The sequence below is a fragment of the Acinetobacter sp. ANC 3929 genome (assembly GCF_000369405.1).
In the GTDB taxonomy this organism is placed as follows: domain Bacteria; phylum Pseudomonadota; class Gammaproteobacteria; order Pseudomonadales; family Moraxellaceae; genus Acinetobacter.
Window position 1 is genome coordinate 96,316 of record NZ_KB850001.1, and the last position, 19,302, is coordinate 115,617.

At 39.5% G+C, this 19,302-nt stretch carries 21 protein-coding genes, 2 tRNA genes and 1 pseudogene; 18 read left to right on the plus strand and 6 right to left on the minus strand.

What is annotated here, in order from left to right; genetic code table 11:
- Positions 1 to 30: 30 nt before the first annotated feature.
- Together F909_RS01860 and F909_RS01855 are read right to left on the minus strand one after the other, a co-directional pair.
- Positions 31 to 702, minus strand: a complete 672-nt coding sequence (locus F909_RS01860; protein WP_005154396.1) for a DUF1028 domain-containing protein — start codon at positions 700 to 702, stop codon at positions 31 to 33.
- Between the two features lie 14 nt (positions 703 to 716).
- Positions 717 to 1,130, minus strand: a complete 414-nt coding sequence (locus F909_RS01855; RefSeq protein WP_005154397.1) for a RidA family protein — start codon at positions 1,128 to 1,130, stop codon at positions 717 to 719.
- A gap of 387 nt (positions 1,131 to 1,517) precedes the next feature.
- Here F909_RS01855 and F909_RS01850 point away from each other — a divergent pair, with 387 nt between their 5' ends.
- The 4 genes from F909_RS01850 (at position 1,518) to F909_RS01835 (ending at position 6,724) form a co-directional block, all read left to right on the plus strand.
- Positions 1,518 to 2,807 (plus strand): flavin-containing monooxygenase, encoded by a 1,290-nt coding sequence (locus F909_RS01850; protein ID WP_005154398.1) that lies wholly within the window; start codon positions 1,518 to 1,520, stop codon positions 2,805 to 2,807.
- 47 nt (positions 2,808 to 2,854) lie between these two features.
- Positions 2,855 to 4,258: an APC family permease gene (locus F909_RS01845; RefSeq protein ID WP_005154399.1), complete on the plus strand. Its 1,404-nt coding sequence runs from the start codon at positions 2,855 to 2,857 to the stop codon at positions 4,256 to 4,258.
- 28 nt (positions 4,259 to 4,286) lie between these two features.
- The gene (locus F909_RS01840) at positions 4,287 to 5,687 is read left to right on the plus strand and encodes an aminotransferase (protein ID WP_005154400.1); all 1,401 of its coding nucleotides are present in this window, start codon (positions 4,287 to 4,289) and stop codon (positions 5,685 to 5,687) included.
- Positions 5,688 to 5,887: 200 nt separating this feature from the next.
- A complete protein-coding gene (locus F909_RS01835; RefSeq protein WP_005154401.1) occupies positions 5,888 to 6,724 on the plus strand; it encodes a TorF family putative porin in 837 nt (278 codons plus the stop codon).
- A 95-nt stretch (positions 6,725 to 6,819) separates the two neighbouring features.
- Here F909_RS01835 and F909_RS01830 read toward each other — a convergent pair.
- Together F909_RS01830 and F909_RS01825 are read right to left on the minus strand one after the other, a co-directional pair.
- Positions 6,820 to 6,895 (minus strand) — tRNA-Gly (locus F909_RS01830).
- Positions 6,896 to 6,936: 41 nt separating this feature from the next.
- Positions 6,937 to 7,009, minus strand: a tRNA-Gly gene (locus F909_RS01825).
- Positions 7,010 to 7,199: 190 nt separating this feature from the next.
- Between F909_RS01825 and F909_RS01820 the strand changes: the two genes are divergently transcribed.
- From F909_RS01820 to F909_RS0120450, 5 genes and pseudogenes are all read left to right on the plus strand, one after another.
- Positions 7,200 to 7,508 (plus strand): BolA family protein, encoded by a 309-nt coding sequence (locus tag F909_RS01820; protein ID WP_005154402.1) that lies wholly within the window; start codon positions 7,200 to 7,202, stop codon positions 7,506 to 7,508.
- 9 nt (positions 7,509 to 7,517) lie between these two features.
- Entirely contained in the window at positions 7,518 to 7,910 is a 393-nt protein-coding gene (locus F909_RS01815) for a SirB2 family protein (protein WP_005154403.1), read from the plus strand.
- A gap of 82 nt (positions 7,911 to 7,992) precedes the next feature.
- The gene (locus F909_RS01810) at positions 7,993 to 8,835 is read left to right on the plus strand and encodes a ParA family protein (protein ID WP_004801912.1); all 843 of its coding nucleotides are present in this window, start codon (positions 7,993 to 7,995) and stop codon (positions 8,833 to 8,835) included.
- A gap of 9 nt (positions 8,836 to 8,844) precedes the next feature.
- Positions 8,845 to 9,234, plus strand: coding sequence for a hypothetical protein (locus tag F909_RS01805; RefSeq protein WP_005154404.1), 390 nt, complete (start codon positions 8,845 to 8,847; stop codon positions 9,232 to 9,234).
- A 209-nt stretch (positions 9,235 to 9,443) separates the two neighbouring features.
- Positions 9,444 to 10,034: pseudogene (locus tag F909_RS0120450) on the plus strand (LysE family translocator).
- Between the two features lie 9 nt (positions 10,035 to 10,043).
- Here the strand turns inward: F909_RS0120450 and F909_RS01800 are convergent.
- Positions 10,044 to 10,682, minus strand: coding sequence for a DedA family protein (locus tag F909_RS01800; protein ID WP_005154407.1), 639 nt, complete (start codon positions 10,680 to 10,682; stop codon positions 10,044 to 10,046).
- Between the two features lie 241 nt (positions 10,683 to 10,923).
- Here F909_RS01800 and F909_RS01795 point away from each other — a divergent pair, with 241 nt between their 5' ends.
- Positions 10,924 to 11,340: a DoxX family protein gene (locus F909_RS01795; RefSeq protein ID WP_005154409.1), complete on the plus strand. Its 417-nt coding sequence runs from the start codon at positions 10,924 to 10,926 to the stop codon at positions 11,338 to 11,340.
- Between the two features lie 145 nt (positions 11,341 to 11,485).
- Positions 11,486 to 11,857, plus strand: a complete 372-nt coding sequence (locus F909_RS01790; RefSeq protein WP_005154410.1) for a NirD/YgiW/YdeI family stress tolerance protein — start codon at positions 11,486 to 11,488, stop codon at positions 11,855 to 11,857.
- A 49-nt stretch (positions 11,858 to 11,906) separates the two neighbouring features.
- Here the strand turns inward: F909_RS01790 and F909_RS01785 are convergent, their stop codons facing one another.
- Positions 11,907 to 13,133, minus strand: a complete 1,227-nt coding sequence (locus F909_RS01785) for a DUF445 family protein (protein WP_171067187.1) — start codon at positions 13,131 to 13,133, stop codon at positions 11,907 to 11,909.
- Between the two features lie 444 nt (positions 13,134 to 13,577).
- On the opposite strand from F909_RS01785, the gene guaA reads away from it, so the two are divergent.
- From guaA to F909_RS01750, 7 genes are all read left to right on the plus strand, one after another.
- Positions 13,578 to 15,146, plus strand: a complete 1,569-nt coding sequence (gene guaA, locus F909_RS01780) for a glutamine-hydrolyzing GMP synthase (protein WP_005154414.1) — start codon at positions 13,578 to 13,580, stop codon at positions 15,144 to 15,146.
- Between the two features lie 245 nt (positions 15,147 to 15,391).
- A complete protein-coding gene (locus tag F909_RS01775) occupies positions 15,392 to 16,309 on the plus strand; it encodes a restriction endonuclease (protein ID WP_005154417.1) in 918 nt (305 codons plus the stop codon).
- A 172-nt stretch (positions 16,310 to 16,481) separates the two neighbouring features.
- Complete coding sequence (locus tag F909_RS01770; RefSeq protein WP_005154421.1) at positions 16,482 to 17,009, plus strand: PadR family transcriptional regulator; 528 nt, start codon at positions 16,482 to 16,484, stop codon at positions 17,007 to 17,009.
- Positions 17,010 to 17,154: 145 nt separating this feature from the next.
- Positions 17,155 to 17,451 carry a DUF3861 domain-containing protein gene (locus F909_RS01765; RefSeq protein WP_005154423.1) on the plus strand — a complete coding sequence of 99 codons (297 nt, stop codon included), beginning with the start codon at positions 17,155 to 17,157 and terminating at the stop codon, positions 17,449 to 17,451.
- A 51-nt stretch (positions 17,452 to 17,502) separates the two neighbouring features.
- Positions 17,503 to 17,772 carry a DUF2798 domain-containing protein gene (locus F909_RS01760; protein WP_005154426.1) on the plus strand — a complete coding sequence of 90 codons (270 nt, stop codon included), beginning with the start codon at positions 17,503 to 17,505 and terminating at the stop codon, positions 17,770 to 17,772.
- A gap of 169 nt (positions 17,773 to 17,941) precedes the next feature.
- The gene (locus F909_RS01755) at positions 17,942 to 18,889 is read left to right on the plus strand and encodes a pirin family protein (protein WP_005154435.1); all 948 of its coding nucleotides are present in this window, start codon (positions 17,942 to 17,944) and stop codon (positions 18,887 to 18,889) included.
- The gene (locus F909_RS01750; protein ID WP_005154438.1) at positions 18,886 to 19,284 is read left to right on the plus strand and encodes an OsmC family protein; all 399 of its coding nucleotides are present in this window, start codon (positions 18,886 to 18,888) and stop codon (positions 19,282 to 19,284) included. Before F909_RS01755 ends, F909_RS01750 begins: the two co-directional genes overlap by 4 nt.
- Positions 19,285 to 19,302 lie beyond the last annotated feature (18 nt).

Here is a 19,302-nt window from a genome sequence, read left to right on the forward strand (position 1 = left end):
ATACATCTCCATTGTATATCCCAAAAAAGTTTATTCATTTCCTGGAACACCATAGCTAGGAGCACTTGTTGGGTCTAAAGCTCTTAAAACATAATCATCAACTTGAGGTTCATATATTTGCCATAGTGCTATAAGTTCAGAAATGGGTTGATCTGACCAGTCCACTCGCAAATCGATAATTGGCCACTCCAATTTGTCAACAACCAAGAGGCCAGCAGAATGTACATCTCCAGCTTCACCACCTGCTTGTTCTCCAGCTTTTAGTGCATACAGCAGGCGCTCAGCTAAAGTGCCTTTACTTTGCTCGAAATGTTCTAGCATGACGCTTGTAACCAGATCATTATCAAGTAAATTTCCTGCACAAACCACATGTGTCCCAATGTGTTGAGCATAGATGCCTAATGTATTTTTCCCGCTAAATGCAAAGGGTTTATTGACTGTATCAAGTAAACTCAATTGGCGATATTCAATAAAGTCAGTATTTTTTGTTAACTCAGTAATCGCATTTTGGGGTGAAATATTATATTTAGCCATTTCAAGTAAAATGTTGGCCAGTTGAGGGTCTGTTATATTTTGACTGGCTGCGACACCGACACCTGCCTTGGCTCGTATACATCTTGATGCGACAGCAGGAGAGGATGAACTGATCGCTGCACCAAACTGTCCTGTTTCACTACATCTAGCAATGATTGAAAATGTCATGTTGCTCTCGTTTTTTAGTCTGGAATAACTGCTGTTGCATCAACTTCTACAAGCCATTCAGGACGTGCCAAGGCGGAAACAACGAGCCCTGTTGAAACGGGATAAACACCTTTGAGCCATTTACCCACTACGCGATACACATCTTCACGATAGCGTGGATCTATGATGTATATAGTAATTTTACAAATATCGGCCAATTCTCCACCTGCTTCTTTGAGGAGCATGTCAATGTTATACATTGCTTGTTCGGTTTGGCCAGTAACATCCGCAAGAGCAACACTTTCCGATGTGTCGAGATTCTGTCCGATTTGTCCGCGCAGAAAAACAGTTCGACCACGTGCAACGACAGCTTGGCAAAGATCATTATCTAAGTTCTGTTCTGGATAGGTTTTTTGGGTGTTAAATGTACGAATACGAGTATGTTTCACTGCATAATCCTAGGTGAATAATTATGTTTATCTAGTATGCGCATTTCGTGTGTAGTCACAATTTTTGTTTTCCTTTCTATTAATTTACTTTTTCCGCATTAATGACAATATTTAAACTATATTCTAAATAAATTTATTTATTTCATGTGGTTATGGTCTTGGTTCGGCTTTTTTGAGTCACTTGTTCTGAATATCCTATTTTCTCTTTGTTTCACTGCTACCTATATTTTTCCTAAAAGCGTTGTGTGTCGTTTTGATATTTCATTTCCTAAAAACAGGAATATGAAGGAAACCCAAACAACATGAAATCGATAGTTGAAAGTGAACCTATTTAAACGTTCACAAAAGTTGTTTTGAACAACTTAAACCATTCGACAAGGAAAAATGATGAACTTAGATAAGTTAGAAATAGATACGGTAGTGGTTGGTGCCGGTCAGGCTGGGGTAGCGATGAGTGAGCACCTGACCGAATTAAAAATTCCACATGTAGTGCTAGAAAAAAATCGTATTGCGGAAGCATGGCGTACACGTCGCTGGGATTCATTGGTCGCGAATGGACCTTGTTGGCATGATCGATTTCCTAATATGGAGTTTGATACTGATCCAGATACTTTTGTGCATCATGATCAAGTTGCTGAATATTTTGAAAAATATGCAAAACAATTTAATGCTCCAATTCATACCAATGTTGAAGTCAAAAAAGTTCAATTAAATAAGCAAGGTGCTGGTTTTATTGTTGAAACATCTACAGGTACATTGACGGCACAACGTGTTGTAGTGGCAACGGGACCTTTTCAAAAAGCAATTATTCCCCCAATTGCCCCTAAAAATGATGGTTTATATCAAATCCATTCAGATCAATATAAAAATCCCAAGCAAATACCTGATGGCGCTGTTTTAGTCATTGGCTCTGGTTCTTCTGGTGTACAAATTGCGGATGAGTTAAATCGTGCAGGTAAAAAGGTGTATTTATCGGTAGGGGCACATGAGCGTCCTCCACGAGTTTATCGTCAGCGTGACAATGTTTGGTGGTTAGGTGTATTGGGAGGCTGGGATAGCAGTAAGACAGATACGGGGCCTTTGAAAGGTTTGGCTGTCAGTGGGGCACATGGTGGGCACTCTATTGATTTTAGACGCCTCGCGTTAGAAGGCATCACGCTGTTGGGCATGACGAAACAGTTTGAAGGCGAGAAAGTCAGCTTTCAAAGTGATTTACAAAAGACATTACAAGAAAGCGATAAGGCCTATTTTGAGTTTTTAGATGCTGCGGATGCTTATGTGCAACGTACGGGTATTGATTTGCCTGAAGAGCCCGAAGCTTGGACTGTATTAGATGATGCGGACTGTATTCAGCAACCAATTCTAGAACTTGATTTAGCTCAACAGGGTATTACCACAATCATTTGGGCATCAGGCTTTGGTTTTGATTATAGCTGGCTAGATGTGAATGCTTTTGATCTGAATGGTAAGCCACAGCATAAACTTGGTATATCAACCGAACCTGGCATTTATTTTATTGGTCTGCCTTATTTATATGGCCGTGGCTCAAGCTTCATTTGGGGCGTCTGGCATGACGCAAAACGGGTTGCAGGACACATTGATATTCAACGTAATTATTTGGAATATCAAGATAAAAACCAAAGAAAAGTAATCAATAAAGAAGAAAAAACTGCATGAGATAAGTTTTAAATTTAAGCGTTTAATCTCCACACGAGGAGGAGCACATGACGGTAAGAAATAATAAGCAAGGAAGCAGCTCAATTCATCAAGTCAAAGTGGTGAGTAAAAAACAATTAAGTTTATTTAATTTAATCGCAATTGCTGTTGGCTTAGTGCTATCACAAGGTGTGATGGTTGTTATTTTGCAAGGATTTGGATTGAGTGGAATAAGCTTCTTTATCCCGCTCATCATTGGATTTCTTTTAGCGCTTACTTATGCGGCATCTTTTGCGGAGCTAGCACTATTAATCCCTAAAAATGGCAGTATAAGTGATTATAGTCTGGTTGCAACGGGACATTTACCAGCAATGCTTTCAGTCTTCTGCGGTTATATCGTGGTCGCGATGTTCGCTGTTTCTGCTGAGCTTATTTTAATAGATGGTGTTGTACAAAAAATATTTAAGATTGATGTTCCATATTTTGGAATTGGTTTTCTTATCCTATTTATGTCAGTCGGTCTAAATCTACTCAAAATTGATATTTTCTCAAAAGTACAGAATACCTTGGCTTTCATCATGGTCCTTTTGCTGCTTTTACTTGGTCTCTGTGCCATTAGCGGTTGGTTTTATCCACATACGCAAGTCGTTGATTATAAATTTACTTTTGATACCAATACGGTGGCGCTGGTTGCTTTGGCTTTTTGGGGATTTGTGGGCGCAGAATTTGTCGTTCCGATGATCGAAGAATCCAAAGATGCGAGTAAAAATATCCCAAAATCGATGTATATCGGGTTAACCACCATTTTTATAACGATTTCATTATATGGGCTGGGTGCGCTTTATTTCTTACCAAAAGAGCAATTGGTTAATTCTTTGACTCCCCATATTGAATATGCAACGGCTGTATTTGGGCAGACAGGCTTATTATTTATTGCTGTAGGTGCTGTTTTTGCAACCTTAAGTACTTTAAATACGACGCTGGCTGCCTTACCACGTATGTTGCAGGGCATGGCAGTGAATAAGCAGGTTTTATCTGTTTTTGCTCGCATCAATAAGAAAAATAATGTGCCTTGGGTAGGTGTCCTGTTTATTGCCTTCATTATTATGATACCCATGCTGTTCTCACACAGCGAAACAGAAGTTATTAAAGTCCTTCTTACCGCAGCGTGTATCTCTTGGTTGATCGCATATGTGATTGCACATACGAATGTGATCGTTTTGCGAAAACGCTACCCGCATATGATACGACCTTATAAAGCACCTTTTTACCCATTCCTCCAAATGATTGGAATTATCGGGATGGTTCTTACAATTTTCTATGCCGTTCCTACGCCAGATTTGCGAATCAAAATATTTACTTGGGTTGGCATCGTTATTGGCTTAACCACAATCATAAGCATTCTTTGGATCAAATTGGTAATGAAGAAGCAGCTCTTTCAACCTGAATCAATCGAAAGCTTGATGAAATGAAATTAGAATTTTAACAAGGAGTAATAACATGAATCAGTTATCAACAACACAAATCACGGAAATTTGGCAAAAAGATAAATATCACCATATTCATCCATGGACTGACTTTGCAACATTTAAAGATGAAGGAGCCATGATCCTTGCGCAAAGTGAAGGGTGTTATGTTTTTGATGCTGAAGGTAATAAATATCTCGATGGTATCGGTGGTTTATGGTGTGTGAATGTGGGTTATGGGCGTCAAGAAATAGCAGATGCTATTTCAGAACAGATTATGCAAATCCCATATTATTCGGCATTTGGGCATCATACCTCTATTCCTGCTGCAAAATTATCGGCAAAAATAGCTGAATTGGCACCTGGGAATCTTAATCATGTTCTATTTGGCTGCGGTGGTTCAGTTGCCAATGATACTGCCGTTCGACTCATTCACTTTTATTTTAATCAACTTGGTAAACCAACGAAGAAAAAATTAATTTCCCGAAAAGATGGTTATCACGGGAGTACATATATCAGTATGTCATTAACTGGGGTTGAGTTTGACCATATCGGATTTGATATCGAGCGTGAATTGGTGCATCACATTTCCTGCCCTAATCCATATCGCAGGGCTGAAGGTCAAAGCTTAGAGGAGTTCTGTGATGAAAAGGTTCAGGAATTAGAAAATAAAATCTTGGAATTAGGCCCAGACAATGTTGCTGCTTTTTTTGCGGAACCAATTATGGGCGCAGGTGGGGTAATTGTACCGCCTGCTGGCTACCATAAGAAAACTTTAGAGGTTTGCCGTAAGTATGGTGTGCTGTATGTATCAGATGAAGTCGTTACCGCCTTTGGTCGCTTAGGACACTTTTTCGCGTCAGAGTCTGAATTTGGGATTGTCCCAGATATTATTACCTGTGCCAAAGGCTTATCTTCTGGCTATTTACCTTTGGGTGCAACCGTTATTTCTGATGATATTTATGACGTCATTAGTAAGCCTCAGGCAGATGGCGCGCTATTTACGCATGGTTTTACCTACTCTGGTCATCCCGTTTCTTGTGCCGCAGCCTTAAAAAATATTGAAATTATCGAACGCGAAAATTTACTTCAACATGTGAATGACGTTGGTCAATATTTTGAAGATCAATTAAAAACCTTGGTGGACTTGGACATTGTGGGTGAGGTACGTGGTAAGAAATTTATGATGTGTATTGAAAACTTGGCCAATAAGCGAACTAAAGAGCTTTTTCCGAGCTCAGTCAATGTCGGATCTCGCATTGCAGATTATTGCCAAAAAGATGGTCTTATTATTCGCCCTGTGGGTCATATGAATATTATGTCGCCACCTTTGATCTTAAATAAAGAACATGTGGATTTCATCATCAGAACATTGCGGAAAGCAATTTTAAACACAATCGCTGATCTAAAAGGTGAAGGTTATTTAGCTGCTTAGATTTTGAAAAAGTAAGATTCAAAGCAGAAGTATTTGAATCTTACTTTTTCTTTTCAAATTAAGTTCTTATCTTGATCACTATTATTGTTTCGAATTTTCTATATCCCTGAATAGTTAACGTTAACCGCAATTGAATGACTTGCTTTTTTTAATAGAGGCAGAGGAAGTCACATTCTAAATTTTTAAAAAAGGAATTTTACATGCTGAGATTTCATCAAGGCTTGATAGCAATGCTGCTGTTTTCTGGTTCTGTTTATGCAGAAGATAGTAATAAAAAAATGAATATCTCTGGTTCATTAACATTCGTTTCTGATTATGTTCTGCGTGGTGCAACGAATTACCCTGAAAAATCAGATGTGACTTTACAGGGTGTTTTAACACTGAGTTATGACAATATCTATGTGAGTTATTTTGGTTCTAAGTTGGGGTATTCTTTTTCTGAGTTGCAGCATAAAAATAAAATTTTAAACGATCCTCAATTAACTGATCGTGAGAAAACTGCAGGTATAGATGCATTAACAAAGCCATCATCAGATTACTATGAGCATGATCTTATTTTAGGTTATAAAACTAGCTTAGATAAATGGGATTTAGATTTTAATTTGGCGACCTATCTATATCCTGGTGGGGAAAATACAACCAGTGTCGAGATGGGTATTTTTTTGAATCGGTTGTTGAATGACAGCATAGGAAATAGCATAAATTTTACACTGCAAACCTATTTAAATGATGTTGTTTATGCAAATCAATTGGATACCTACTTAACCTTGAGCTATCTCCATCCTTTGCCCAATAATTTTAGTCTCGGTCTTTCTAGTGCATTTTCATATTTTAATGATAATGGGAAATATGAAGGTGGTTTATTTCTGAATACGACTGAAGACTTTGCGTGGAGATTTAGCGCTGTTGAGTTATCTCGTCCAATTTTAAAAGATCAGAACGCTTTAGTATCAATGAAGTATATGTTTGGTGGTGAAAATCGCTCTGGAGAAGCGCAGAAGAATATGCCTGTTTTTAGTGTAAGTTATAATTTTTAAGGTGTATTGGCCTTTGTTTAAAAAGCTTCGCTATACTGCAAATATTGAAGCAGCAAAAAAAAGCCCTAATCTTTCGACTAGGGCTTTTTTGAATCTGGAGCGGGAAAGGAGACTCGAACTCCCGACCCCAACCTTGGCAAGGTTATGCTCTACCAACTGAGCTATTCCCGCTAATTGAGCAGTTTTTACTAAAACTTACACTAAAAAATTTGAGCGGGAAAGGAGACTCGAACTCCCGACCCCAACCTTGGCAAGGTTATGCTCTACCAACTGAGCTATTCCCGCATGCCGTGTATAATACATTATGCAAAAATAGGGTCAATAATTTTATGCAAAGAAATTGATTATTTGCATAAAATTAAAGCACTTTCAGGATAAAAAAGCAGGGAAAAGCAAATTTTTGTACAAAAGTTTCTCTCAGATTCCGCTCATGTATACTAATGAGCTATCTCAATCTGACCTTACAGAGTGACTGATGAACTTAGAACAACAGTTGATTGAACGTTTAAACACGCTAGCACCTACCCATCTTGAAGTGATTAATGAGTCGGCAGGGCATGGTGGATATTTCCCTGGTAAAGAATCACATTTTAAAGTCATCGTGGTAAGTGATGAATTTCAAGGACTACGTTTAGTACAACGTCATCAAAAAATTTATGCCGTTGCAGCGGAGCTGATGAGCCCTGGTCGCATTCATGCACTTGCGATTCATGCCTATGTACCGAGTGAATGGCAGGGAGAAGCTCCTGCAAGTCCTGAATGTGCGCATGCGCCAAAAAGCTGAGGATGAATGATGGACTTACATTTACTCACTAAGATTGTGCATATGTCCGCAGTGAGCTTACTGATCATTGCTTTTGTATTACGTGGTTCAACATTATTCGTGGGTGTACACGATCAGCAACCGAATCCAAAAGCACGTAAAGGCTTGGTTGGTTTACAGCATCTATCTTTGACCTTAATCATTGTGACGGGTGCTGTTTTACTCAGCATGAACAACTTTGATGTGCAGCCTTGGTTTTATGCCAAAGTGATTCTGTTCTTTGTATTGTGGTCTTCTTTGATCAAAACCTATAAAAAGGACAGCAGCATTTTATTGGAACAACGCCGTGCAGGATTATTCATCGGCACAGTGGCTATGGTCGGGATTCTCGGCTTAGTGATGATTAAGCCAGTTTTTGCCTGATTGTTTGACACATTGTTTGAGTAATTGTTTTGGCACTAGGTTAAACTGCGTGCAGTTTACAAAAATATTATAGAGGGAAATCATGTTAACGCGTGTGGTGTTTAACCAAAAAGGTGGTGTGGGGAAATCAAGTATTACTGTCAATCTCGCTGCGATTAGTGCGAAACAGGGATTCAGAACCTTGGTGATTGATCTTGATCCACAAGCGAATTCAAGCCAATACCTTTTGGGTGAAGATGCGACTTATTCTGCCGACAAGGCAGCATTAGAGCCAAACATTGAAAATTTCTTTGATGATATTTTAGGTAGTACGCAGCAAAAGGGTTTGATCGGAAATGCGATTGGTTCAATACTGAAAGCACCGCGTGGCAAAGGATTGGACAGTTATGTACACCGTTCTTCCTTTGACAATCTTGATGTGATTCCTGCAAGCCCAAGCCTTGGTGCATTAGAGCATGCACTAGAAAGTAAACACAAAATTTATAAATTGCGTGATTCGATTCAATCTCTCAGCGCACGCTATGACCGTATTTTTATTGATACGCCACCAGCGTTTAACTTCTTTACTTTATCTGCATTAATTTCAGCAGATCGAGTACTGATTCCATTCGATTGTGATGTTTTTTCCAAACGTGCGTTACAAACTTTGATTGAAAATGTGCTCGAAACCCAAGATGATCATAATGATCGCTTGGAGATTGAGGGAATTGTGGTCAATCAGTTCCAATCTCAAGCAAAATTACCTCGTGAAGTGGTTCAACAGTTAAAAGATGAAGGCCTGCCTGTGCTCGATAGCATGTTGCCGCCATCGATCTTGATGAAAGAATCACATCAAAAGAATTTACCCTTGATTCATTTGGCATCTGACCATAAATTGACCGTCGCTTATGTGACCCTGTTCAATGAGATTGAATCAAAGAAATAAGAGAATCTTATGAAACGCTTATATTGGATGCCTGTTTTGGCAGCGAGCATGTTATTGGGTGCATGTGCATCAACGGTTAAGCCTACCTATGTGTCGCCTACACAATATCAAGCACTCGGCTGCCAGCAGTTGCAAGCAGAGTACAACCGTATTCAGCAATACGTCGAAAATGGTGTACAAACGCCAAAACGTACTGGTGTCGGGGTTGGTCTTGGACTTGGTGGCGGCTGGGGTAGAGGCGGTTGGGGCTTTGGTCCATCGATCTCGGTCAATATGGGCCAGTCGATGAATACCAAAAATACTGAGCTTGCAAATGTACTCGGACAACAAGACGCTATTGTACAAGCAGCAAAATTCAAAGGTTGCCCAATCATTGTGAAGCAACGTCCAAAATCATAAATCTTATAACCTGACCGTCATGGTTCGCGATGACGGTCAGCAACTAAATTATAGCAAAATGTTTCAAAATATAATTATAAAAATCATAGGTTTGAAATAAAGTACTCCGCAACTTATTGATTTATCTCGCTCACCCACACTGCTAAAATTTGTGTTTTTGCCCTAAATTCGTTTAAGGTGGCGCCCATGTATAGTCGTTCGGTATGTGTATGATTGAGAGTTGGTTTTTTGTTTTGGCAATGTTGGCAGTATTACTGATCCCTGGTCCGACCAATGCTTTGCTTGCCAGTGCAACACATCAACACGGTGTCGCTAAAACCATGACATTTATCCCGATTGAATGGTTGGGATACCTCTATGGTGTGAGTTTATGGGCATTATTCATTCATTTGTTTGCCCCGATTTGGCCTGCAATTGGCGCGATTCTACATACGTTGAGCTTGCTCTATGTACTTTGGATGGCTTTTCATCTTTGGAAAGGCTCACATCTACAAAAACTCGATCAACATCATCAGCATATTCGTAAAAGACAACTATTTATCTCGACCTTAAAAAACCCTAAAACCGTATTATTGGCTTCAGGAATTTTCCCGAGTGAAACATGGAATTCGATTGAGCAGGCTGCATAGGTTTTTGCGGTGTTTAGCTTAATCCTGATCCCTGTGAGTATCTTTTGGATGCTGTTTGGACGTGCGTTATTGGCGGGAAGTTTGGTTGGAATCAAAGCCGACCATTTATATAAAGGATCGGCAATGTTATTGCTGATTTGTATGTTGCCAATGATCTTTCGGTTGTTTTAAAAACAGAAACTATTGTGCTTTACGATGACTCATTTTTTGGCGAATAAAGCCAATCACACCCGGTAAGACACTGATAATAATGATACCGAAAATTAAATGAGTGAAGTTATCTTTCACGATTGGCATATTTCCGAATAAATAACCAAGCGTAATGAACGATGCAATCCAGCAAAATGCGCCAACTACGTTATAGGTGAGGAAGAATTTATAGTTCATGCTCCCTGCACCTGCAACGAATGGGGCAAATGTACGGGCAAAAGGAACGAAGCGGGCAAAAATGATGGTCTTACCGCCGTGACGTTCAAAGAACTGCTGGGTTTTAATCAAATGCTGTTTATTGATAAAACGAGAATTGGTTTCAAAAACACGTGGACCAATATAACGACCAATATGGTAGTTCAAAGTGTCACCGAGTACCGCAGCGGTAAACAGCAATACACCCAGTACCCATGGATCCATTGCACCTGTTGAAGCAGCTAATGCACCTGCAGCAAATAACAAGCTATCGCCTGGTAAAAATGGCATCACCACTAAACCAGTTTCAACAAAAATGATTAAGAATAAAATGGCATAGATCCATACGCCATAATTGGTAATAAATTCTAAAAGGTGTTCGTCAACGTGCAGAATAAAATCAATGAGTTCCATGAAGATGTTAACACTATAAATGTGAGCTAAATCCTAGCAGTGCATCTGTAGATTGTCAGTATAAAAAGCAAATTAATTGGTAACTTTCAGAGACGGTAAATTGGAAACAATAGTTTAGGATGGAAGAGAGAGTTATTGTTGCAAATAAGGAACGATGTGTTAACTAAACTAGTGTTTATTGCAAAATTAAATATACATAAACTTGTTAACAAGTTAAAAAACAAACAGTGTGGAATCAACCATGTTTAATCCGAATGTTGTTGTAAAAAATATCGTAACCCAATCTGGCATCGCAAATGTTGTAATTTTAGTTGCGCGTTTATTAATGGCTTATATCTTTCTTGTTGCTGGTTGGGGCAAGATCGTAGGTTATGCGGGCACCGCAGGCTATATGGAATCAATGGGTGTTCCTGGAGCTCTATTGCCATTGGTGATTCTGATGGAATTTGGTGGTGGATTGGCGCTATTGTTTGGTTTCCAAACACGTTTTGCTTCTTTGGGTTTAGGGCTTTTTAGTATTATTACCGCCTTTATCTTCCATGCTGGTGCAGCAGATGCCATTAACTTTATGAAGAACTTTGCAATGGCTGGTGGTTTCTTCGCGTTGATGCTCTATGGTGCAGGCCGTTTTAGTCTTGATCATTTGATTGAAAAATAATCATTGCAACGAAGAGCCCCGCTTTAATCGGCGGGGTTAAGCGCATGTATCTATTACATAAATTATGCTTGATTACAAACTTAAGCCGACATTATTGGCTAGTTCTGTTTAGATGATCAGGTGTTAGAACAAAATAGGACATGAAATGAAAAGAACGATTGCAACTTTTGGGATGGTAGTTTTAACGGGATTGTCTACGGTGACATGGGCAGGTAAAGATGACCATGTGATTGTGCAAGAGGCTGCTAAGAATGTGGTGACGGTGAGTCAGGTTGCCAAACTGAAAGATGAAACAGGCGTAACGTTGACAGGTCAAATCACGAAACATTTACAAAGTGATCATTATGAGTTTAAAGACCAGAGTGGCACCATTGGTGTTGAAATTGATGATGATATTTGGCGCCAAGCAGGAATTAAAGTGGGCGATCACGTACGTTTAGTCGGTGAAGTCGATACGCATCGTTATAAACCGACGGATATTGAAGTGATTAAAATTGAAAAGCATTTACATAAATAATGCCATTAAAAAAAGGAAGCCGAGGCTTCCTTTTTTATTGTTGAAATGATTAGAGCATGAAATGAATTTGCATTTCTCCAACCAGAAAACCGAGCACAGCACCGACAATAATCAATGACCACTCATCTTCTTTAAAGGCAGGGCGTAGCATGCCTTCAAACTCTTCAGGGCTCAGTTTCTGCATGCGTTCAACCAATGTATTACGTACATTCATCGCATCTTCAGCATAAGATTCAACATAACGCATGGTATCTGGAAGTTGTTTTAAAATGCGTTCTGCCACTTCTGCCTTCAGGTTTTGATATTTTTCACCACCAATCGCATAGACCACCAACGGACGGACAATACCCGCTTGCAAATCAATTTCTTGTTTCACTTGACGGCTGACCAGCTCAATGACTTTATCGGAATGTGTGCCCGAGAAAAGCTCTTCCATCATGTTACGTGAGGTGAGTAGTTGCTTGGAGATGAGCGCTGCATAATCAGCCGCGACTTCATTTTGGCGTTTAATGAATAAACCTTGCCAGGTATAACCCATGATCTTCTTTGGGTATAACGGTCGGAACATCATCTGTAAAGCCATCCAGTCGCTAAAGAAGCCGACAAAGCCACCAAACATCGGTAGCATCCATGGGTATTTACCTTGGGTGACAATCCAGCACAGCATTTGTACGACACCGATTGCAAAGCCAAAAACAAAGCCGACATTACTAAAGAATTTAAATTCCTGTTTGCCAACTTTCTTAAAAATTTCGTTGAGGAGACGTTTGTCCTTCAGTAGATTGTTGACCACCATATGTTTGATGTCGAAGTACTTGGTCACATCCTTTTGTACTTCACTCATGATGTGCTCAACGATTTCAGGCGCTTTGGCTTGAACACGCTTAATCAGTTTTTGTCTTGCAAACTCGGGCATGCCTTCCCATAAGCCCGGCTGATATTGCTGTGCAACTTCTCGGGTAATGTCTTCAGCTGCCGCCATTAAAGGTTTTTCAATTTCTTGGGCAATACGTTTGGGGTCGAGTCGGGCAAAAATTTCTTCAGGTTTGATGAGCTTGGAGGTCATCAATTCCACCGCAGTGGTGGCCATTTTCTCTGCTTTGCGAGGAACAATCCCTTGCCATCCGAGTGGAAGACCAAATAATCGCAATCCTTTAAATTCAAGTGGTGAAAACATCATTTGAATCGCAATGACTTTGGTTACATAACCAATAAAGCCACTGATAAATGGGATTGAGATGTATAACCAGAAATTCTGTTGAAAATCCGCAATCATTTCTTGAAACATTCTTTTATTGGTCCTTCAAGTCCTAATTGTTGCTCGTGGTCGGGCAAGCGCTAGATGATAGTTAAATATTTTAAGGTATTGGTGATGTACCAATATCTTTAGGTTTTTTAGTTACCTTTTTATTTTTCCTTTGATCAAGGACATCGCAATCGCATAAAAAGGGAGCGATGCTGTCGATTGAATACCTTTCCATGGTAATGCTCATTTCGACTCATTATCTTAGCACCAATTTTTGTTTTGTGTTGAGCAGAATAGGCAACTATTGTTGATTTAACTCTCCTTATTCACAGCTTGATTGTGAAATTTTATTTTAAATATCAGCGCTTATTCACCAGTCCAACTAAAAAATCAGATAGATGATGAATTGCGGTGCGTCAAAGCATGAAAAATGTTAGAATGTGGCGCTTAATTCATTTGCCTTTAAGATGAACCATGACGACCAATACTCAAATTACTGAAGATCGTATCCTTATTTTGGATTTCGGCTCTCAATATAGCCAGCTCATTGCACGTCGTGTGCGTGAAGCGGGTGTCTATTCTGAAATGTATGCATTCGATATGTCTGAAGCAGACATTCGTGCGTTTAATCCGAACGGGATTATTTTATCAGGTGGCCCTGAGAGCGTACATGAAGAAGGAAGCCCACGCGCGCCACAAGTTGTATTTGAATTGGGCGTACCAGTGTTGGGTATCTGTTATGGTTTGCAAACCATGTCTGAGCAACTTGGCGGTAAAGTAGAGCCAGGTACAGTACATGAGTTTGGTTATGCAGAAGTTGATATTCTGGTCCGTGATAAATTGATCGGCAATTTACAAGATCGCGAAAACCAACTGCATGTTTGGATGAGCCATGGCGATAAAGTCAGTGCCATTCCAGAAGGTTTCCAAGTGACTGCGAGCACACCAAGCTGCCCATTCGCTGCTGTGAGCGATGAAGCACGTCGTTTCTATGGTGTTCAGTTCCATCCAGAAGTGACTCACACTGCAAAAGGTGCTGAATTACTGTCTAACTTTGTACATCAGATTTGTGGTTGTCGTGGTCTTTGGACACCTGAACACATTATCGATTTACGTGTAGAGCAGTTACGTGAGCAAATCGGTGATGAAAAAGTTCTATTAGGTTTGTCTGGTGGTGTTGACTCTTCAGTTGTGGCTGCATTGTTGCATAAAGCCATTGGCGACCAGTTGACTTGCGTATTTGTAGACAATGGTTTGCTTCGTTTAAACGAAGGTGATCAAGTGATGCAAATGTTTGCAGAAAACATGGGGATTCGTGTGATCCGTGCCGATGCTGAACAGCGTTTCTTGTCTGCATTGGCTGGCGAAGTTGATCCTGAGAAAAAGCGTAAAATCATTGGTCGTGAATTTATCGAAGTATTTGCAGAAGAAGCACGTAAACTTGATGGCGTGAAATTCTTGGCACAAGGTACGATTTATCCAGACGTGATCGAATCTGCCGCTACTAAAAATGGTAAAGCGCACGTGATCAAATCACACCACAATGTGGGTGGTTTACCTGATGATTTAGAATTTGAATTGGTTGAACCTTTACGTGACTTGTTCAAAGATGAAGTACGTAAATTGGGTACCACGATTGGCTTACCGCATAGCATGATTTACCGTCATCCATTCCCAGGTCCAGGTTTGGGCGTGCGTATCTTGGGTGAAGTGAAAAAAGAATATGCAGATATTCTTCGTCTTGCTGATGACATCTTTATGCAAGAACTTCGCGACAGCGGTTGGTACGACAAAACTGCTCAAGCATTTGCGGTATTCCAACCTGTGAAATCAGTAGGTGTTGTAGGTGATGGTCGTCGTTATGCGTGGGTGATTGCACTTCGTGCTGTTGAAACCGTTGACTTTATGACAGCTCGTTTTGCACACTTACCATATGAACTGGTGGATAAAATCTCAACCCGTATCATGAACGAAATTAAAGATGTTTCACGCGTCGTCTATGACGTGTCATCTAAACCACCAGCAACGATTGAGTGGGAGTAAATTTGGGCTTTCTAAAAGCGATAGCTTTTAGCCAAATTTATGCCAAAGGCTATGCCTGCGGCAGTACGGGATTTCAAGAAGCAAACCTTCTTGCCTGAATTACGCTATGAACGAGTTTTAAAGTGAAACTTTAAAATGAAATGCAAGATGCCGTGGCAGAATAGAAAATTACCTTTAAAAAAGAGCGCTTAGGTGCTCTTTTTTTGATTTATAATTTATAAAGATTAAATTTTAAGAGAAAAAGTATGGCTTTACCTAACCATCAAGAATTGATGTTACCGTTATTAAAGGTCTTAAAAAAACAAAATCAACCGATTCAAATTAGTCAAGCTGGAAAATTATTGGCTGAACAGTCAAGTTTAACGGCAGAAGAATTAAGTAAGATGATTCCTAGTGGTAAAAGAACAGTTTTTTATGATCGTGTTGGGTGGGCAAAAACATATCTAGTCAAGGCAGGATTAATTCATCAACCAGATTGGGGGCTATGTGAATTATCTGAGGAAGCTAAGAAGTTAAATTTAGAATTATTAAATAAAATAGATAATGATTTTTTAATGCAATATGAAAGCTTTCGTAATTTTAAAATGCCACCAAATATTAAAAGCGATAAACAAATCATTTCTACGTTAGAAAAATCTGATTTAGAAACACCAGAAGAGTCACTTCAAAGAATAAATGAAATTTTATTATCCAGCTTGAAAGATGATTTGCTGAATCTTGTAAAAGCAAAGCATCCTTCATTCTTTGAACGATTGGTTGTAGATTTGCTTGTTGCTATGGGTTATGGCGGTTCACATCAAGATGCTGCACAAGCAATAGGGAAGACAAGTGATGGTGGTATTGATGGGATCATCAGTGAAGATCGCTTGGGTTTAGACAAAATTTATATTCAAGCAAAGCGCTGGGAAAATACAGTTGGCCGGCCAGATATTCAACAGTTTAAAGGAGCATTAGCAGATCAAGTTGCTAAGAAAGGAGTATTTATTACGACTTCAAGCTTTAGTAAGGAAGCAATCGAATCTGCAAAGAAATCTGGAATTGTCTTAATTGATGGGGAAAAACTGACTTCTTTAATGATTGAGTTTGGTTTAGGTGTGCAAGTTGAGCGAAGTTTTTATATTTATAAAATAGATCAAGATCGGTTTGATGAAGATAACTTTTAAGAGCACTAGTTGCTCTTTTTTTATTACTTAATTTTTCTAAACCTTTTACTTGAAAATAAATAATCCATTCAATATCAAAATCTTAAAATTTGAAGATATATCTTAACTTGCTATAAGATCAATTAAGATATATCTTAATACGCATAAATTGAGCAATATGAGAAAAATAAAGATGAAACATGCATCAGATCATCATGAAAACGAACGTGATATCCAGCATCGAGAGCATCACCGTTCAGGCCGCCGTGGACGCTTATTCGAATCAGGCCGTATGAAATTATTGGTTTTGCATCTAATCCAGCAAAGTCCCAAACACGGTTATGAAATCATTAAAGAAATTAGTGATTTAGTCGGGGATGGTTATAGCCCAAGCGCGGGTACGATTTACCCAACGCTGACCAGCCTAGAAGAAATGAATTTGATTACTTTGCTAGACGCTGAGCGTAAGCAATATCAAGTCACTGAATATGGCGAAGCTTATTTAAAAGAGCAGCAAGACATGTTGCTAGCGCTCCTGCAAAAGCTGCGATTGAGACATGAAATTCATAATAATGATCAGTTGATTGATATTCATCGTGCTATGGAGAATTTAAAAACAGCACTACGTCTAAAACTCAATATCGCTGATTTGCAACAAGAGCAGATCCATCAAATTGCTGAAAAAATTGATCAAGCGGCGATTGCGATTGGGCGGTTATAAGTTGGAGGCAAAGATGTTAGAGCTACAACAGAAAATCAAACAGGCACAATTACTGCGTTCATTAAAAGTTGTATTTAACTGATATCAAGTTGACCTGATGCAGGTCGGAATTAAAGAGAGTGCTTAAGCATTCTGGAGCATAGCGATGAAACAACATCAATATCATGTCACGGTACAACATTTAAAAGATGCGAAGGGGCAAGTCTCCACCTATGCCGAGCGTTTAGAGTTTTATACAGGCAACCATGATGATATTTTTGAGATCGTGGAACGTTTAAAAACAGCAGCATTTTTTGATGATCAAACCACCAAGTCATTTGCAGTCGGTTTAAAACTATTTAGTGAAGTGATGCTGGAGAATCGTGATCATCCTCTATTTAAAGAGTTTCTCCCTCAGTTCGGTCAGTTTATGAAAAATCTAAAACAGCAAGTGAAGAAGTAGAGATGAAATTGTACAACCCAATCGATCTGATTTTATGGAAATGCGCTTAACATGCAGGAATTGAAAGTAACACCACGCCTTATTACCAAATTGCCTGCCCAATATGCGGCTTGGATCTTGCCGCTGATTTTATCTTTTTTAATGAGCGGATCCTTGTCGTTTGTGAATATGTGGATGAGCCTTGGTTTCATTCCAGAATTTTTACACAAATGGTTGGCGGCATGGATGTTCTCTTGGCTGATTGCGTATCCGTTGGTGCTGGTTTTACTGCCATTTGTTCGCCGTTTAACAGGTTTAATTGTTGATATGCAGCCTAAATAACTTTTTATTGATTCATATTTTCCAGGCGGGGCTTTTACTTCACTGGAATTGAGATTGTCTCATTGATAACACTCTGTGTATTACTAAAAGACTATATTGAAGAATGATTGTATTGTTAAGATCAATACATCAACTCATTGCAATAGCATAGGTAAAAGAGAGCAATATCATGAGCAATAATAACGACTACGATATTTCTGATTCAAAAGACTGCGAAAATTACATCAATCAATTTATTCAAGAATTCACCATTCGTTCGGCAGAAATTGGTAGGGGAACGATCATTAAGCGTGCTTTACCTAGCCGTCAGAAGCGTTTGGTGGGAGCATGGTGTTTTCTGGATCACGCTGGACCTGTCAGTTTTCCTGCGGGTGATGGCTTAGATGTGGGACCACATCCACACATTGGTTTGCAGACCTTCACCTGGATGATTGAAGGTACCATGATGCATACCGATAGCTTGGGTTCCAAGCAGTTGATTCGTCCTAAGCAAGTGAACTTGATGACTGCAGGGCGAGGAATTTCACATACCGAAGTTGCACCAGATAGTGAAACGAAAATGCATGCTGCACAGCTTTGGATTGCTTTACCAGATGATAAGCTCAATATAGACCCTAAATTTGAGCACTATCCAGAATTGCCTGTGGTGAGTAAGGATCAGGTTGAGTTTACCGTGTTGGTCGGTGATTTTCTGGAAACAACTTCACCAGTTCAAGTACATACGCCTTTGGTCGGTGTAGATCTCACTGCACAAGCTAATACCAAGACCCGTATTCCATTGAACCCCAAATTTGAATATGCCTTCATGGCGCTAGAGGGGACAGCTCGGGTCAATGGTCATGAACTTAATGCTGACAATATGGTGGTATTAGAAACAGGTTTAACTGAAATTGAAGTCGAATTAACACAAGGTCATCGTTTATTGTTAATTGGTGGTGAACCGTTTGAATCTCCAATCCTGTTATGGTGGAATTTTGTGGGTCGTACCATGGAAGGTTTAAAGCAGGCGCGCGAAGACTGGATTAATCATGATGCACGTTTTGGGGAAATTCCAGATTACCAAGGCAAGCGTTTGGAAGCACCTGTATTACCAGATCAAATGAGGGCGTCAAAATGAGTATTATCGCCAACGCAACAGTCCAGACTTTACCCGAACCGTGGAAAGGTGAGGTGAGTAGTGGTACGCATCAATTTCTAACTGATAAACCTGAAGCATTTGGTGGACATGATACTGGCCCTGCACCTTATGATTTTCTCACTGCAAGTTTAGCATCCTGTACCATGATTACCTTGCGTATGTATGCCAAACACAAGGAAATCGATTTAGGTGATTTTTCTGTTGAAGTGGATTTTCATACTAATCGTGAGCAACAGGAACGTATCGAGCGTCGGGTAATATTTCAACAACCTGTTTCACAAGATTTACAAGAAAAACTTCTTAATGTGTGTAGCAAAACGCCTGTCACTAAAACTTTGTTACGTAGTTTAGACATTCACACCATGATTCTTTAAGACTAAAGTGCTATTGTG

Excerpts from the sequence above, each read along its gene's own strand:
- guaA (WP_005154414.1), top strand. The coding sequence starts at position 13,578 with ATGACGACCAATACTCAAATTACTGAAGATCGTATCCTTATTTTGGAT.
- F909_RS01765 (WP_005154423.1), top strand. The coding sequence starts at position 17,155 with ATGAAACAACATCAATATCATGTCACGGTACAACATTTAAAAGATGCG.
- F909_RS01845 (WP_005154399.1), top strand. The coding sequence starts at position 2,855 with ATGACGGTAAGAAATAATAAGCAAGGAAGCAGCTCAATTCATCAAGTC.
- F909_RS01835 (WP_005154401.1), top strand. The coding sequence starts at position 5,888 with ATGCTGAGATTTCATCAAGGCTTGATAGCAATGCTGCTGTTTTCTGGT.
- F909_RS01810 (WP_004801912.1), top strand. The coding sequence starts at position 7,993 with ATGTTAACGCGTGTGGTGTTTAACCAAAAAGGTGGTGTGGGGAAATCA.
- F909_RS01805 (WP_005154404.1), top strand. The coding sequence starts at position 8,845 with ATGAAACGCTTATATTGGATGCCTGTTTTGGCAGCGAGCATGTTATTG.
- F909_RS01820 (WP_005154402.1), top strand. The coding sequence starts at position 7,200 with ATGAACTTAGAACAACAGTTGATTGAACGTTTAAACACGCTAGCACCT.
- F909_RS01770 (WP_005154421.1), top strand. The coding sequence starts at position 16,482 with ATGAAACATGCATCAGATCATCATGAAAACGAACGTGATATCCAGCAT.
- F909_RS01795 (WP_005154409.1), top strand. The coding sequence starts at position 10,924 with ATGTTTAATCCGAATGTTGTTGTAAAAAATATCGTAACCCAATCTGGC.
- F909_RS01860 (WP_005154396.1), bottom strand. The coding sequence starts at position 702 with ATGACATTTTCAATCATTGCTAGATGTAGTGAAACAGGACAGTTTGGT.
- F909_RS01800 (WP_005154407.1), bottom strand. The coding sequence starts at position 10,682 with ATGGAACTCATTGATTTTATTCTGCACGTTGACGAACACCTTTTAGAA.
- F909_RS01775 (WP_005154417.1), top strand. The coding sequence starts at position 15,392 with ATGGCTTTACCTAACCATCAAGAATTGATGTTACCGTTATTAAAGGTC.
- F909_RS01840 (WP_005154400.1), top strand. The coding sequence starts at position 4,287 with ATGAATCAGTTATCAACAACACAAATCACGGAAATTTGGCAAAAAGAT.
- F909_RS01785 (WP_171067187.1), bottom strand. The coding sequence starts at position 13,133 with ATGATTGCGGATTTTCAACAGAATTTCTGGTTATACATCTCAATCCCA.
- F909_RS01750 (WP_005154438.1), top strand. The coding sequence starts at position 18,886 with ATGAGTATTATCGCCAACGCAACAGTCCAGACTTTACCCGAACCGTGG.
- F909_RS01760 (WP_005154426.1), top strand. The coding sequence starts at position 17,503 with ATGCAGGAATTGAAAGTAACACCACGCCTTATTACCAAATTGCCTGCC.
- F909_RS01790 (WP_005154410.1), top strand. The coding sequence starts at position 11,486 with ATGAAAAGAACGATTGCAACTTTTGGGATGGTAGTTTTAACGGGATTG.
- F909_RS01815 (WP_005154403.1), top strand. The coding sequence starts at position 7,518 with ATGGACTTACATTTACTCACTAAGATTGTGCATATGTCCGCAGTGAGC.
- F909_RS01755 (WP_005154435.1), top strand. The coding sequence starts at position 17,942 with ATGAGCAATAATAACGACTACGATATTTCTGATTCAAAAGACTGCGAA.
- F909_RS01850 (WP_005154398.1), top strand. The coding sequence starts at position 1,518 with ATGAACTTAGATAAGTTAGAAATAGATACGGTAGTGGTTGGTGCCGGT.